Raw genomic sequence first — 12,837 nt, 5'->3', positions numbered from 1 at the left:
GCGCGCCGAGACCGGGTAGATCATCAGATGCGGGCGAGCAGTTCGGCTTTCTTCGCCTCGAACTCGGCGTCGGTGATCACACCCTTGTCGCGGAGCTCCCCCAGCTTCCGCAAAGCCTCGAACACATCGTCCTCTCCGGCGACGGGAGCCTCGGCCGGAGCCGGAGAGGCGGCGGATCGCGCGGACAGGCGGTGCCGAATCGCGTCGGCGATGCGGGCTCCGTCGTCGTTGTGGATGTTCTCGATCTCGGCCTTGTCACCGGAGGAGGTCACGGTCAGCGTGCCGTGCGACGAGCCCGGCTTCCATTGCACCGTTGAGATCTTCCCCACCATGAAGTCCTCGGCGACCTTCGCCACCAAACCGTCCTTGACGAACAGCAGTCGCCGGCCGGTGAGAACGACAAGCCCGGTGCCGGGGCCGAAGGTACCGGCCGCCATGTGCTCGACGGCCTCACCCTCAACGAGGTAGTCGACCAGATGGCGGATCTCGCGCCTGGACCCGAACTTGCTGGCCATGCGGTCGGCCGCGGCCTGGATGTCAGGCCTGTGTGCGCCCTCGGCCATGCTCTCCTCCGTCTCGTACTGCTCAAGGCTCCGGTTTCGACGCCAGTTCTCCGCCGGGGACCGGCTTCGAGGAGTCTGATGACCATCTTCGGCTGAGAACGGGCCTACGCCAAGGTCCCTGGACGGTGGGGAAAGCCCGAGCGTGCGCGAAGTTCTCGGCGGATGGGCGACGACGCGGCGAGGTGCCACCCATCTACGAGGGCGCCGACCGGATCCAGCGCATGATCATGACCGCGGGCCTGTTCGTGGGACGGGCCGCGGCGAGCCTCGAGCGGCCCGTGGCCCGGGCGCGGACCGGCGGGTGGCGATGACCTCCTGCTCGCTGTCCGCCGCACTGGAGTCCCAGTAATCGGCGATCGCGGAGGTGATGTCGGTCATGGCGCCGATCCTCCCGCCTGGCACCGACATTCCGATCCCGCCGCTGACACGACTCCGCCGTCACGGCGATGGATAACGTTCGCGGAAATTTGGCTTGCGTCCCTCGGTGCCCCATGTGAATCTTGACCGCATATCAAGACGGGGTTGACTGTTCAGCCATAATCGCGAGCGCGGATCACTGAGAGGTAATAAGTCGTACACGGACAGTACGCACTGGTGCTGAATCTGCCGCAACTGTCCGGGGCGTGCTGGGCGAGCAACCTGAGCGGTCAGATGCTGCGAAGGAGGCCGTTGCTCAAGCAGGAATCGACCTGCGCATAGCAAGACCGAGAGTGCAGAATCGCGGTCGTTCTGCACTTCGTTGGGGGAGGGGCATGGAGCCGTTTGAGCGAATCGATCCCCCAATTCTGGGGTGGATCATGACTATTCTGTATATAGTCGCCAGGGTCGGGCTTGTCCTGACTGTCGCCTGTCTCATCCTTCGCTGGACGGCGAGTAAAGTCGCTGGTAGGCCGATCATTCCGAGACGAATGCTCAACGTCGCCGTAGGTGGTTTCGTTGTGAGCATCGCACTAATTATCGGGATTCAATCCGTGCGAGCACTAATGGCACTCTAGTGCTAAAAGGGTGATTCTCGCCGCTGGGTCGCCTCCAGTGAAGCGATCACCTGAATAATCGGGAAGCGCGTCGGCATCGTCCGCCCCCGCCGACCGGTCGCGCCGATCCCCATGCCGAAGATCGGTCCGGACGACGAGCTCGGCGAGCGTATGACCCCGCACGTCCTGTCCGGCGGCCAGTGCGCCGCCATCCGCTCCCGGACCATCGTCGAAGACGATCAAGCCCGGCGGGCCTCCCTGGATCGCATGGAATATCCGCCGTACAAATCGTGATCTTTGCGGTAGGAAGGCACAGTGACTGATGATCAGCGGCATGGCGGTCGACGGCAGGACCGCTCGCGTGTGACCCGGCCTGCGGAGATCCTGACCGCTCTGGCGGTCGGAGCGGGATTCGGCGCGGCGACGTCCCTCGTGAACGCCCTATCCGACAGCTACGCCGACTTTGAAAGCCGTGCCTACACCACCAGCGGGTGGTCGATCGCGGAAATCGTGAGCGTGCTGCTCGACTCCGGCTGGGCTTGGGCGGGCTTGGCGGTCGCGGTGGGGTGGCTGATCACACGCGCCAGGGAGGGCCGTCCCTCAGCACCGGCGTGGGGTGGCGCCCTCGCCGGCGCACTGGCCTTGCTTGCGGCCACCGCCGCCTACAGCATCGTGGACACCATCCGTAGCGGCGGGCAGCTCCCCTGGTACACGTCCGAACCGCCCCTGTGGTGGGTCGCCAGTGTCGTCTTAGGAGCGCCTCTGGGCGCCGTCGGCGCGTGCGTCAAGCGACCGGGAGCGATCGGATTGCTCGCGAGATTGACCGTGCCGGTCGGCGCCGCCGTACAGATGGTCGTGCTCCCGCCCGGCAGGAACGAGGTGGTCCAGGCCATAGGGCGGACGGTCGTGTGGACGGCGGCTGCCGTGAGTGTCGGCTTCATCGTCGTCCGCTTCCTCCTCGTGGAGCGACGTCGGCACCCTCAGGCGGCTGCGGAGTCGCCGTAGGAGGAGAGGATCGGAGAGCCGGCCGCTCGATCCCCGGTGCCAGGACGTCAGACGAGCCGGACGGGGAGCCGCCTGGCGCGGATCGCGGACCGTACGGCGTCGGCCAGCCGGGCGTACTCACCGGCGCGCGGGGACGTGGCGCGATAGGCGAGGCCGATGCGGCGGCCCGGGGGACGCGCGAACCGGCGCAGCGCGATGCGGACCCGCTTGCCGGTCTCGACCGGCACCGCGAGCTCGGGGAGGAGGGTCACGCCGAGGCCGCCCGCCACGAGCTGGACCAGCGTGGGGAGGCCCGCCGCGTAGGTGGTCATCGTCGCCTTCGTGCCGACCTCGCGGCAGACGTCGATGGCCTGCTCCCGGAGGCAGTGGCCCTGGTTGAGAAGCACGATGTCGAGCCCCTTGAGCACGTCGCGGCCGAGCGGCTCGGTGCCCGCGGCGAGCGGGTGGTCGTACGGCAGGGCGAGCAGGAAGTCCTCGTCGTACAGCGGCTCCTCGACCAGGCCGTTGGTGTCGGTGGGCAGGGCGAGCAGCACCATGTCGAGGCGGCCCTCCCGCACCTCTTCGAGGATCGTGTCCGTCTTGGCCTCGTGCACGGTCAGCTTCAGGCGGGGGAAGTCCTTGGCGAACATGGGCAGCAGCAGCGGCAGCAGGTAGGGGGCGACAGTGGGAATCACCCCCAGATGGGCGGGGCCGCTGTACGGCTCCCGCGTCTCCGCGACGTCGCTGACCAGCTCGTCGAGACCGGCGAGGATCCGGGCGGCGTGCGCGCTCACCCGCTCACCCGCGGGCGTGAGCAGGACCTTCCGGGTCGTACGCTCCAGCAGGCGGGTCTCGAGGATCTCCTCCAGGGCGGAAACCGCGCTCGACAGCGCGGGCTGGCTCATGCGCAGGGTCGCGGCCGCCTCCCGGAAGTGGAGATGGTTGGCCACCGCGAGGAAGGCCCGCAGCTGGGCAATGGTGGGCACCGCCTCACTGATAAGGATCACCTCTCAGATTAGTCCGACTGCTCGATTTCTCATATCAATGGTAGGTGGGGCACTCTGAGCAGGACAACGTCGTCCTCAGGAAGGTGCCTGACATGCTCACCGTTGGTGACCAGTTCCCCGAATACGAGCTCACCGCCTGCGTCTCGCTGGACGCCGACAGCGCGTTCGAGACCATCCACCACAAGACCTACGAAGGCAAGTGGCGGGTCGTCTTCTTCTGGCCCAAGGACTTCACCTTCGTCTGTCCCACCGAGATCGCCGAGTTCGGCCGCCTGAACGACGAGTTCGCCGACCGCGACGCGCAGGTCCTCGGCGCGTCCGTCGACTCCGAGTTCGTGCACCACGCGTGGCGCAAGAACCACCCCGACCTGCGCGACCTCCCCTTCCCGATGCTGTCCGACATCAAGCGCGAGCTGTCCTCCGCGCTCGGCGTCCTCGGCGACGACGGCGTGGCCATGCGCGCGACGTTCATCGTCGACCCGAACAACGAGATCCAGTTCTCGATGGTCACCGCCGGCTCCGTGGGCCGGAACGTGAAGGAGGTCCTGCGGGTCCTCGACGCGCTCCAGTCCGACGAGCTCTGCCCCTGCAACTGGAACAAGGGCGAGGCGACGCTCGACGCCCAGAAGCTGCTGGCCGGCTGATGGGGATCGGCAACCTGAAGGATGCCCTGCCGGCGTACGCCAAGGACATCAAGCTCAACCTCGGTTCCCTCGTCACCACGTCGTCGCTGACCGAGCAGCAGCTCTGGGGGACGCTGCTCGCCACCGCCGTGGCCACGCGGTCGCCGAAGGTCATCACCGAGGTGTCCGCCGAGGCCGCCGACTACCTGTCGGCCGAGGCGTTCACCGCGGCGAAGGCCGCCGCGAGCATCATGGCGATGAACAACGTCTACTACCGGACGACGCACCTCATCGGTGACGAGACGTACGCCACGATGCCCGCGAAGCTGAGGATGACGATCATCGGCAACCCGGGTGTCGAGAAGCTCGACTTCGAGCTGTGGAGCCTCGCCGTCAGCGCCATCGGCGGATGTGGCACCTGCCTGGAGTCGCACGAGAAGGTCGTCCGCAACGGCGGCCTGTCGCGTGAGCAGGTCCAGGAGGCCGTCAAGGTCGCGGCGGTGGTCAACGCGGTCGCGACGACGCTCGAGGCCGAGGCCGTCTCCGTCGGGGGATGAGGCGGTCAGGCCGCTGAGCGCGGCAGAGGACGGAGCGGCCGGGAGCTCGGAAGAGCGCCCGGCCGCTTCTTCTTTTCCGCGTCGGCCCGCCGACGGGTCCGGACATCAGGCCTGACGGCCGACCCTGTCGGGGGCGGGGCGCCCGGACAGATCACGAGAAATCGGGGCGCGAGTAGCATGAGCGCCATGTATCCGCCGGCGCCACCCACCCCATGGAGCCAGCCGCCCCCACCCGCTCACCCCGGGCCGCAGGCGTATCTCGTTCTCGATGTGAAGCGGCACTGGCTCAGCTTCACACTGGCCCTGATCACACCGAAGATCGTCCTCAACGGCCACCAGATGCCGGGCCGCTGGGGTCGCAACGTCATCCCGCTTCCTCCCGGTCAGTATCACCTTCACCTCCACCTGCCTTATCTCCTCCCTCCACAGATAGGACCGGCGGACCTGGCGATCTGGCTCCAGCCCGGGACGACGCTCGAACTCGAATACCGTGCCCCCGTGTGGGCCTTCTCCCGAGGCGCCCTCGGCCCCGCCCCGCAGCCATGGAACGGAATGGGCTTGGCGATCGCTCTGTCGGCGATCGGGGTGGGCATGTTGGCGCTCCTGCTGGCGCTGTTCGTATTCGTGACAGTCTCACTGGGCTGAGGCCTGAGAGAACCTCCTCGCGGAGAACCGAAACACATCCGGGCGGAGATCCCCGAGAAGACGGACCAGGCGGCCGACCGCACGTGCGGTCGGCCGCCTGATCAGCCACGATCCGGTTCTTCAAAGGCCTCCGGCCGCTCCTAAGATCCGGACTCCGTACGGTCCCCGGTCCCTAGCGCTCTCCACGGGTGGGGAGCATGTCGTCGTCGGGGAGGGACGCCAGGGCGCGGGATTGGGCGGAGGCCGTCTCGGGCACCCCTGCCCAGCGCCTGAGCGTGGCCGTCGCGGCATCGCGTTCGGTGGGGCTCAGCTGGGAGATGCTCGCGCCGTGGTTGGCACCGGGCGCGACGTACAGGTAGGAGTCGTTCCCGCTGGGCGTGAACTTCTCCGCGCTCCACGGGTCGTTCTCGCCGTAAATGAACATCATCTGGCTCGACTCCTTGCGCACCCAGTGGTCCACGTCGAGCATCCACTTCGGGTCGTGCGCGGCGGGCAGCTCAGGAGGCAGCACCGACGACGCCCGGTACAGGTCGGGGTAGCGGGCCACGCCCTTCAGGTGCTTGAACTTGAGCGAGGGCCAGCCGAGCTGGTTCGCCGCCTGGTAGTAGTACGGCACGTAGTACTCGATGCCCTGGTCCGTGTAGAACGAGAAGCCGGCGATGTCGTCGATCCACTTGTAGATCGCGTCATCGGAGGCAGTGGCCGCCGGAACCCTGGCGCAGTCGGACACCCTGGAGTACTGCCAGAACGCCCACACCGTGTCGAGCACCGTCATCTCGAACGACCGGTCGGCGGTGCCCAGCGACCGGGCGAAGGTGAGCCCGTTCCGCGCGGCGAACTCCTCCAGTTTCGGCACCAGCCGATCACGCCGCTTGAGGGCCTCCTTCTGCACGTCGTCCAACGCGGTACGGCAGGTCGCGTCGGCCACGTTGGCGAAGAAGTCGTCGTAGGCCTTGTCGGAGGGGTTGACCCTGTCGTTGGGCGCGACATAGGCCACCACGCCGGCGAGATCGTCCGGGTAGAAGCGCCGGTGGTAGACCGAGGTCATGCCGCCCTTGCTCGCGCCGGTCTGGATCCACTTCCCGGAGTAGATCGTCTTCAGCGCCTCGACGATCCGGTGCTCGTCGCTGGCCTCCTGCCAGATGTCGAGCTTGCTCCAGTCCGCCGGGGCCGGCCGGGAGGTGCGGAAGAACCGGTGCTCCACGGAGACCTGGTTGCCGCTCAGCAGCCGGGTCGGCTCGGTCAGCGAGGCGCCGGGGTTGACCGGCAGGCCGTACCCGCCCGTGGCGAGCACGACCGGCGCGTCGGCCGACCGGTGCAGCAGGGTGAACCGCTGCTGGAAGGTTCCCTTGCTCGGGTCACGGTGGTCGACCGGCTGGGCGAAGCTCAGGACGAAGAAGCGATAGCCGCTCGGCCGGGTCTCCGAGACCACGGTCAGGCCGGGGATGGCCTTGAGCTTGACGAGGAGCTCGTCCTCGACCGCCGCGGCGGAGGCAGTGTGGTCAGGCTCCGCCGCGGCGGGGGTGACGCCGCCGACGGCGATCGATCCGGCCGCGAGCACCGACAACATGAGGGCGGGGAGTACTCGGGTTCGCACTATGTGTCTCCTAGGGGGCACGATGTGTCGAAGGAGACTAACCAGCACGTTTTGGTAATCGGTACTCCCGGCTTTCCTAACGCTGGAGTTATGGCCAATGCCTCGATTGAGGCATTTAGTCTGATATGTCGGGAATTGGCGCGGTGAGATCGGCAGAGTGACGCGCGCTGCGGCTTTCCGGAGAGGGCCGTCCCGGGCATGGCGGCCCGGGGTCGTCCTTCTGGCATCGCGCATGACGGCGAGGTCGTGTGCGCAAGGCTTGCCGAAGGATGGGGCGGCGGTGGGCGAAACTCGCCAATGAAGCGCGGTCGCCGGCTGGATAGTTTCCCCATGTGGGCGAACGCGTACTGATCGCACTGGGCGGAAACGCCATGACGTCTCCCGAGGGGAGCGCGTCGCCGGAGGACCAGCGCCAGGCGGTCGAGCAGGCCATGACGCACGTCGCCGCGCTCATCCGGGCCGGGCACGAGGTGACGCTGACGCACGGGAACGGCCCGCAGGTCGGCAACATCCTGCTCAAGAACCAACTCGCCGCGCACGTCGTGCCGCCGGTGCCGCTCGACTGGTGCGTGGCCCAGACGCAGGGCACGATCGGCGTCCTCATCATGAACGCGCTGGAGCGCGCGCTCGCGCCGCGGCCCGCCAGGGTGGCCACCGTGGTGACCCGCACCCTGGTCCACCGGGACGACCGGGCGTTCGCCGACCCGGTGAAACCGATCGGGCAGTACTTCCCCCAAGACGACGCCCACCGCTTCGAGAAGCTGGGGCAGAGCTGGAGGCGGTTCGAGCGCGGCTGGCGCAGGGTCGTCGCCTCGCCCGAGCCGATCGAGATCCTCGACGCCGCGCCGGCGATCGCCCTGATGGAGGCGGGCTACATCGTGGTCGCGGCCGGAGGGGGCGGCGTGCCGGTCGTCCGCGCCCCGGACGGGACCCTGGAGGGCATCGAGGCCGTCATCGACAAGGACCTCGCCGCCGCCGCGCTGGCGAGAGCCGTACGCGCGACGACGCTGGTCATCGCGACGGACGTCCCGGGCGCGGTCGCCGGCTACGGCACGCCCGCCGCCCGGCCGATCGGGAGGGTCGGCCTCGGCGAGTTGCGGCTGCTCCAGGCCGCCGGGCACTTCGCGAGCGGCAGCATGGGGCCCAAGGCGGAGGCCGCGCTGCGCTTCGTCACGGACGGCGGGCGGCGAGCCGTGATCACCTCACTGCAGCACATCGGCACGGCCCTCGAGGAGGCCGCCGCGATCGGGACGATCCTCGAGAAGTGAGCCACACCCCGCGCGGCCTCGACCCGACCACGACAACGACCGTGACAGTGGGTACGACGCCGGACGCGGCCCCCGTTCCAGACCCGGAACCGCCGACGACAGAGCCGACGACAGAGCCGACGACAGGGCCGACGACAGGGCCAGGGCCAGGGCCGACAACAGGGCGAGACATCCGAGCCAGACAACGAAAGGTGCAGGAGATGCCGGATCCGATCGAGGTACGCAAGGTCGTCATCGAGAGCGTCACCGACGCCTCCGGGCTCGCGAAGCTGATCGACGACGGAGTGATCGAGGCCGACCGCGTGCTCGCGGTGATCGGCAAGACCGAGGGCAACGGCGGCGTGAACGACTACACCCGCATCCTCGCCGACCGCGCCTTCCGCGAGGTCCTGGTCAGTAAGGGGACGCGGACCGAGGAGGAGGTCAGGCAGGTGCCGCTCGTCTGGTCCGGCGGCACCGACGGCGTGCTCAGCCCCCACGCCACGGTCTTCGCGACGATCGACCCGGCGACCGCCATACAGACGGACGAGCCGCGGCTGAGCGTCGGCGTGGCGATGAGCGAGGTGATCCTTCCCGAGGACATCGGCCGTCCGGCCATGGTGGAGAAGGTGGCCAGGGGAGTCCGGGAAGCGATGAAGATCGCGGGCATCGACGACCCGGCCGACGTCCACTACGTGCAGACCAAGACGCCGCTGCTGACGCTCGCGACCATCACCGACGCCAAGGAACGCGGCCACACGGTCGTCACCGAGGACACCCTCAAGTCGATGGACATCTCCAACTCCACGACGGCGCTCGGCATCGCGGTCGCGCTCGGCGAGATCGAGATGCCGACGGCCGAGCAGATCCACAAGGACCTGTCGCTGTATTCGTCGGTGGCCTCCTGCTCGTCCGGCGTGGAACTCGACCAGGCCCAGATCGTCGTCGTGGGCAACGTGCGCGGCATCGGCGGCCGTTACCGCGCCGGCCACTCCGTGATGAAGGACGCGCTGGACGCCGACGGCATCTGGGAGGCGATCCGCGACTCGGGCATCGACCTGCCCGAGCGGCCGCACCCGAGCGACCTCGGCGGACGGCTGGTCAACGTCTTCATGAAGTGCGAGGCCGACCCCTCCGGGCGCGTACGCGGCCGCCGCAACATCATGCTGGACGACTCCGACGTGCACTGGCACCGCCAGATCAAGGCCACGGTCGGCGGTGTCGCGGCGGCCGTGACCGGCGACCCGGCGATCTTCGTGTCGGTCGCGGCGGTTCACCAGGGGCCCTCCGGCGGCGGCCCCGTCATCGCCATCGCCGACCATTCCTGATCGAAGCCCCTGCCCCCTCCGACCGGTGTGAGGAGGGGGCACATGGGCAGGTAGGCTCGCCAATCGTGCTGACCATTCCGCAGCCGCTCGTGCCCGACGACGACGGCGGCGCCGACGCCGCCGTCGCCTCCGCGCTCTCCGCCTTCCAGGCCGGTACGGCGTCCGCCGCCGACGTGCTCCCGGCGATCAGCCAGGCCCGGCTGCTCGTGCCCGTGGTGGCGCTGCTCACCGAGTCCGAGATCGGCGGTCACGGGCTGAAGCAGGAGAAGGAAAGCGAGATGGCGCTGCCGAAGCTCGTCGGCAAGGACGGGCGGGAGGCGGTCCTCGCCTTCACCGGCACCGAGGCGCTGAAGACGTGGCGTCCGGACGCGCGGCCGATCCAGGCCAGCGGCCCGCAGGTGTGCCACGCCGCCCGGCAGGAGGGCGCGGCGGCCGTGGTGATCGACGTCGCCGGGCCGATCCCGTTCGTGATCGAAGGCGGCATGCTGCAGGCCCTGGCCGCGATCGAGGACGTCAAGCGCGACCCGTCGGCCCTGGACGGCCTCGCCGGCGCGGTGCCCGGCATCACCGTCACCAAGATCGGCGAAGCCGCGCCGCGCCGCCGCTGGTTCCGGCGCAGGCGCGCCTCGTAATCCTTCCTCGACCCGGCGCGGAGACCGCCGCGCGGGTTAGGGTCGCGGCGTGCCCCTCGCCGTCCTCGCCGCCTGCCTGCTCGGGCTGGTCGCCGGAGCGTTCGCCCGGGCCCTCGCCGACGGCTTCGGCGAGCATTCCGAGGCTCCCCGTCGCGAGGCGCGCGACGCCGTCGTCCGTGCGGCGCGCATCCCTCCCCTTCCGCGCCGGCCGTACGTCGTCGAGGGGGTGACGGCGGCCGTCTTCGGGCTGCTGGCCTGGCGGGCCACGAGCCTGGCCGGCCCGCCGGACGCGGAGACGATCGTCCCGGCCGCTCTCACGGCGGCCCTGCTGTACGCGGCGGTCGCCGGCGTGACGCTCAGCCTGATCGACTGGCGGACCCGGCGGCTCCCTGACGCGATCACCCTGCCGTCGGTTCCCGTCCTGGCCGTCCTGCTCGCGCCCACCGGCCGCCTCGGCCCGGCGCTGCTGTCGGGGCTCGCCCTCGTGGCCGCGTACGCCGTGCTGTGGTTCGTCCGGCCGGCGGCGCTGGGGCTGGGCGACGTGAAGCTCGCCGCACTGGTCGGCATGGTGACCGGCGTGTTCGGGACGGAGGCGGTGATCCTCGCCGCGGTCGGCGCGCACGTCCTGGGCGCCCTGTACGCGGCCGGGCTGCTGATCGCACGGAGGGCGACCCGGGCGACCGAGTTCCCGTTCGGCCCCTTCATGCTCGGCGCCGCGCTGCTCGCGGTCGTGCTTCCGATCGGGTAGACGCGCGCCCAGGTCACGGCCCCCGCGCGGGGCGCGGAACGGCATCGCCGTCTCGCCTGGTGAGCGGGAGGGACGTCGCACTCCGAGACACATGGAAGACTTGTCATCATGCTGCGCTGGTTGACCGCCGGGGAATCCCACGGCCCCGAACTCGTCGCGATCCTTGAAGGCCTGCCCGCAGGGGTGGGGGTGACCACGGCCGACCTGGACGAGGCGCTTCGCCGTCGCCGCCTCGGTTACGGCCGCGGGGCGCGGATGAAGTTCGAGCAGGACGTGGTGAGCGTGGTCGGCGGCGTCCGGCACGGCCGCACGCTCGGCTCACCGGTCGCGGTGCGGATCGGCAACACGGAGTGGCCCAAGTGGGAGACCGTGATGGCCGCCGATCCGGTGGACCCCGCGCTGCTCGAGGGCCAGGCGCGCAACGCGCCGAGGTCGCGCCCCCGGCCGGGCCACGCCGACCTCGCCGGGATGCAGAAGTACGGCTTCGACGACGCCCGTCCGGTGCTCGACCGGGCCAGCGCGCGGGAGACCGCCGCCCGCGTCGTGCTCGGCCAGGTCGCCCGCAACTTCCTCAAGCAGGCGCTCGGCGTCGAGATCGTCAGCCACGTCGTCTCCATCGGCGGCGCGGCCGCGCCCGAGGGCGTGATCCCCGAGCCGAAGGACCTCGCCGCCATCGACGAGGATCCGGTGCGCTGCTTCGACCCGGCCGCGAGCGCGGCCATGGTCGCCGAGATCGACAAGGCGCACAAGGACGGCGACACGCTGGGCGGCGTCGTCGAGGTCGTCGCGTACGGCCTGCCGCCGGGCATCGGCGGCTACGGCCAGTGGGACCGGCGCCTGGACGCCCGGCTCGCCGGCGCGCTCATGGGCATCCAGGCGATCAAGGGCGTCGCCGTCGGCGACGGGTTCGAGACGGCCCGCCGTCCCGGTTCCCGCGCCCACGACGAGATCGTCAACACGCCGGACGGCGTGCGCCGGATCACCAACCGGGCCGGCGGCATCGAGGGCGGCATGACCAACGGCGAGCCGCTGCGGGTCAGCGCCGCGATGAAGCCGATCTCCACGGTGCCGCGCGCGCTCGCCACGGTCGACGTGCGCAGCGGCGAGGCCGCCAAGGCGCACCACGAGCGGTCGGACGTGTGCGCGGTGCCCGCCGCGGCCATCGTCGCCGAGGCGATGGTCGCCCTGGTACTCGCCGACACGGCCCTCGAGAAGTTCGGCGGCGACTCGGTGGAGGAGGTCGCCCGGAACCTCTCCGGCTACCTCTCCTCTCTGATCATCAAGTAGCCGCTCCCGACGACGGCGGGACGGCTCCCCGACATCCGCGTACGCCCGGCCCGAACGGGGCCGGGAAAGGCTCGATAAGGTTCGTGACCATGGAATCGGCAGAAGAGCGGCGGCCCGCCGCGGTCCTCATCGGGCCGCCGGGATCAGGCAAGACCACGGTCGGCACCCTGCTGGCCGAGCACCTCGGGGTCGGCTTCCGCGACACGGACGCCGACGTCGAGGCGGTCGCGGGCAAGTCGGTGAGCGACGTGTTCGTCGAGGACGGCGAGGAGCGGTTCCGCGAGCTGGAGGCGGCGGCCGTACGGGCCGCGCTGGAGGAGCACGACGGGGTCCTCTCGCTGGGCGGCGGCGCGATCCTCGACCCGGCCACCCAGGAGGCGCTGGCCGGGCACCGGGTCGTCTACCTGCAGGTGAAGCTCGACCAGGCGGTCAAGCGGGTGGGCCTCGGCTCGGCCCGCCCGCTGCTCGTGCTGAACCCGCGCAGCCAGCTCAGGAGGCTGATGGAGGAGCGCCGGCCGATCTACGAGCGGCTGGCCCGGGTGACCGTGACCACGGACGAGCGCGAGCCCGCCGACATCGTCGCGGAGATCGAGAAGGGGCTCGGATGAGCGCCGTCCGCACCCCGTCCGAGTCGCGCCCGGGTGA

14 protein-coding genes are annotated in these 12,837 nt (G+C 69.9%); 11 read left to right on the top strand and 3 right to left on the bottom strand.

The window, feature by feature from the left end:
- Positions 1-23: 23 nt before the first annotated feature.
- Positions 24-563 (bottom strand): SHOCT domain-containing protein, encoded by a 540-nt coding sequence (locus AWQ68_RS44855; protein WP_066939053.1) that lies wholly within the window; start codon positions 561-563, stop codon positions 24-26.
- Positions 564-745: 182 nt separating this feature from the next.
- Here AWQ68_RS44855 and AWQ68_RS45690 point away from each other — a divergent pair, with 182 nt between their 5' ends.
- Both AWQ68_RS45690 and AWQ68_RS11760 read left to right on the top strand, forming a co-directional pair.
- Complete coding sequence (locus tag AWQ68_RS45690) at positions 746-874, top strand: hypothetical protein (protein WP_281217618.1); 129 nt, start codon at positions 746-748, stop codon at positions 872-874.
- Positions 875-1,900: 1,026 nt separating this feature from the next.
- A complete protein-coding gene (locus tag AWQ68_RS11760; RefSeq protein WP_245655870.1) occupies positions 1,901-2,542 on the top strand; it encodes a hypothetical protein in 642 nt (213 codons plus the stop codon).
- Between the two features lie 47 nt (positions 2,543-2,589).
- On the opposite strand, the gene AWQ68_RS11755 is transcribed toward AWQ68_RS11760, so the two are convergent.
- Positions 2,590-3,507, bottom strand: a complete 918-nt coding sequence (locus AWQ68_RS11755) for a LysR substrate-binding domain-containing protein (protein ID WP_245655869.1) — start codon at positions 3,505-3,507, stop codon at positions 2,590-2,592.
- Between the two features lie 113 nt (positions 3,508-3,620).
- Between AWQ68_RS11755 and AWQ68_RS11750 the strand changes: the two genes are divergently transcribed.
- From AWQ68_RS11750 to AWQ68_RS11740, 3 genes are all read left to right on the top strand, one after another.
- Positions 3,621-4,172, top strand: coding sequence for a peroxiredoxin (locus AWQ68_RS11750; protein ID WP_066939047.1), 552 nt, complete (start codon positions 3,621-3,623; stop codon positions 4,170-4,172).
- A complete protein-coding gene (gene ahpD / locus AWQ68_RS11745) occupies positions 4,172-4,708 on the top strand; it encodes an alkylhydroperoxidase, AhpD family (RefSeq protein WP_066939045.1) in 537 nt (178 codons plus the stop codon). The genes AWQ68_RS11750 and ahpD overlap by 1 nt, the downstream gene beginning before the upstream one ends.
- A gap of 186 nt (positions 4,709-4,894) precedes the next feature.
- The gene (locus AWQ68_RS11740) at positions 4,895-5,353 is read left to right on the top strand and encodes a hypothetical protein (protein WP_066939493.1); all 459 of its coding nucleotides are present in this window, start codon (positions 4,895-4,897) and stop codon (positions 5,351-5,353) included.
- 172 nt (positions 5,354-5,525) lie between these two features.
- Here AWQ68_RS11740 and AWQ68_RS11735 read toward each other — a convergent pair whose 3' ends face one another.
- On the bottom strand, positions 5,526-6,950 hold the full coding sequence (locus AWQ68_RS11735; protein WP_084463884.1) for a S28 family serine protease: 1,425 nt from the start codon (positions 6,948-6,950) through the stop codon (positions 5,526-5,528).
- 332 nt (positions 6,951-7,282) lie between these two features.
- On the opposite strand from AWQ68_RS11735, the gene AWQ68_RS11730 reads away from it, so the two are divergent.
- The 6 genes from AWQ68_RS11730 (at position 7,283) to AWQ68_RS11705 (ending at position 12,800) form a co-directional block, all read left to right on the top strand.
- The gene (locus AWQ68_RS11730) at positions 7,283-8,218 is read left to right on the top strand and encodes a carbamate kinase (RefSeq protein WP_245655868.1); all 936 of its coding nucleotides are present in this window, start codon (positions 7,283-7,285) and stop codon (positions 8,216-8,218) included.
- A 200-nt stretch (positions 8,219-8,418) separates the two neighbouring features.
- Complete coding sequence (gene bar / locus AWQ68_RS11725; RefSeq protein ID WP_066939488.1) at positions 8,419-9,525, top strand: barbiturase; 1,107 nt, start codon at positions 8,419-8,421, stop codon at positions 9,523-9,525.
- Positions 9,526-9,590: 65 nt separating this feature from the next.
- A complete protein-coding gene (locus AWQ68_RS11720; protein WP_066939039.1) occupies positions 9,591-10,157 on the top strand; it encodes an SseB family protein in 567 nt (188 codons plus the stop codon).
- Positions 10,158-10,206: 49 nt separating this feature from the next.
- Positions 10,207-10,905: a prepilin peptidase gene (locus tag AWQ68_RS11715; RefSeq protein WP_066939036.1), complete on the top strand. Its 699-nt coding sequence runs from the start codon at positions 10,207-10,209 to the stop codon at positions 10,903-10,905.
- Between the two features lie 108 nt (positions 10,906-11,013).
- Positions 11,014-12,192 carry a chorismate synthase gene (gene aroC, locus AWQ68_RS11710; protein ID WP_066939033.1) on the top strand — a complete coding sequence of 393 codons (1,179 nt, stop codon included), beginning with the start codon at positions 11,014-11,016 and terminating at the stop codon, positions 12,190-12,192.
- An 89-nt stretch (positions 12,193-12,281) separates the two neighbouring features.
- Entirely contained in the window at positions 12,282-12,800 is a 519-nt protein-coding gene (locus AWQ68_RS11705) for a shikimate kinase (RefSeq protein ID WP_066939030.1), read from the top strand.
- Positions 12,801-12,837 lie beyond the last annotated feature (37 nt).

The sequence above is a fragment of the Microtetraspora fusca genome (genome assembly GCF_001570365.1).
In the GTDB taxonomy this organism is placed as follows: Bacteria; Actinomycetota; Actinomycetes; order Streptosporangiales; family Streptosporangiaceae; genus Microtetraspora; species Microtetraspora fusca.
Note: the sequence above shows the minus strand (reverse complement) of the source record. Positions and strands in the feature narration are given on the sequence as shown.

Coding starts and splice junctions, on each gene's coding strand:
- AWQ68_RS44855 (WP_066939053.1), bottom strand. CDS start 563: ATGGCCGAGGGCGCACACAGGCCTGACATCCAGGCCGCGGCCGACCGC.
- bar (WP_066939488.1), top strand. CDS start 8,419: ATGCCGGATCCGATCGAGGTACGCAAGGTCGTCATCGAGAGCGTCACC.
- aroC (WP_066939033.1), top strand. CDS start 11,014: ATGCTGCGCTGGTTGACCGCCGGGGAATCCCACGGCCCCGAACTCGTC.
- AWQ68_RS11740 (WP_066939493.1), top strand. CDS start 4,895: ATGTATCCGCCGGCGCCACCCACCCCATGGAGCCAGCCGCCCCCACCC.
- AWQ68_RS11750 (WP_066939047.1), top strand. CDS start 3,621: ATGCTCACCGTTGGTGACCAGTTCCCCGAATACGAGCTCACCGCCTGC.
- ahpD (WP_066939045.1), top strand. CDS start 4,172: ATGGGGATCGGCAACCTGAAGGATGCCCTGCCGGCGTACGCCAAGGAC.
- AWQ68_RS11705 (WP_066939030.1), top strand. CDS start 12,282: ATGGAATCGGCAGAAGAGCGGCGGCCCGCCGCGGTCCTCATCGGGCCG.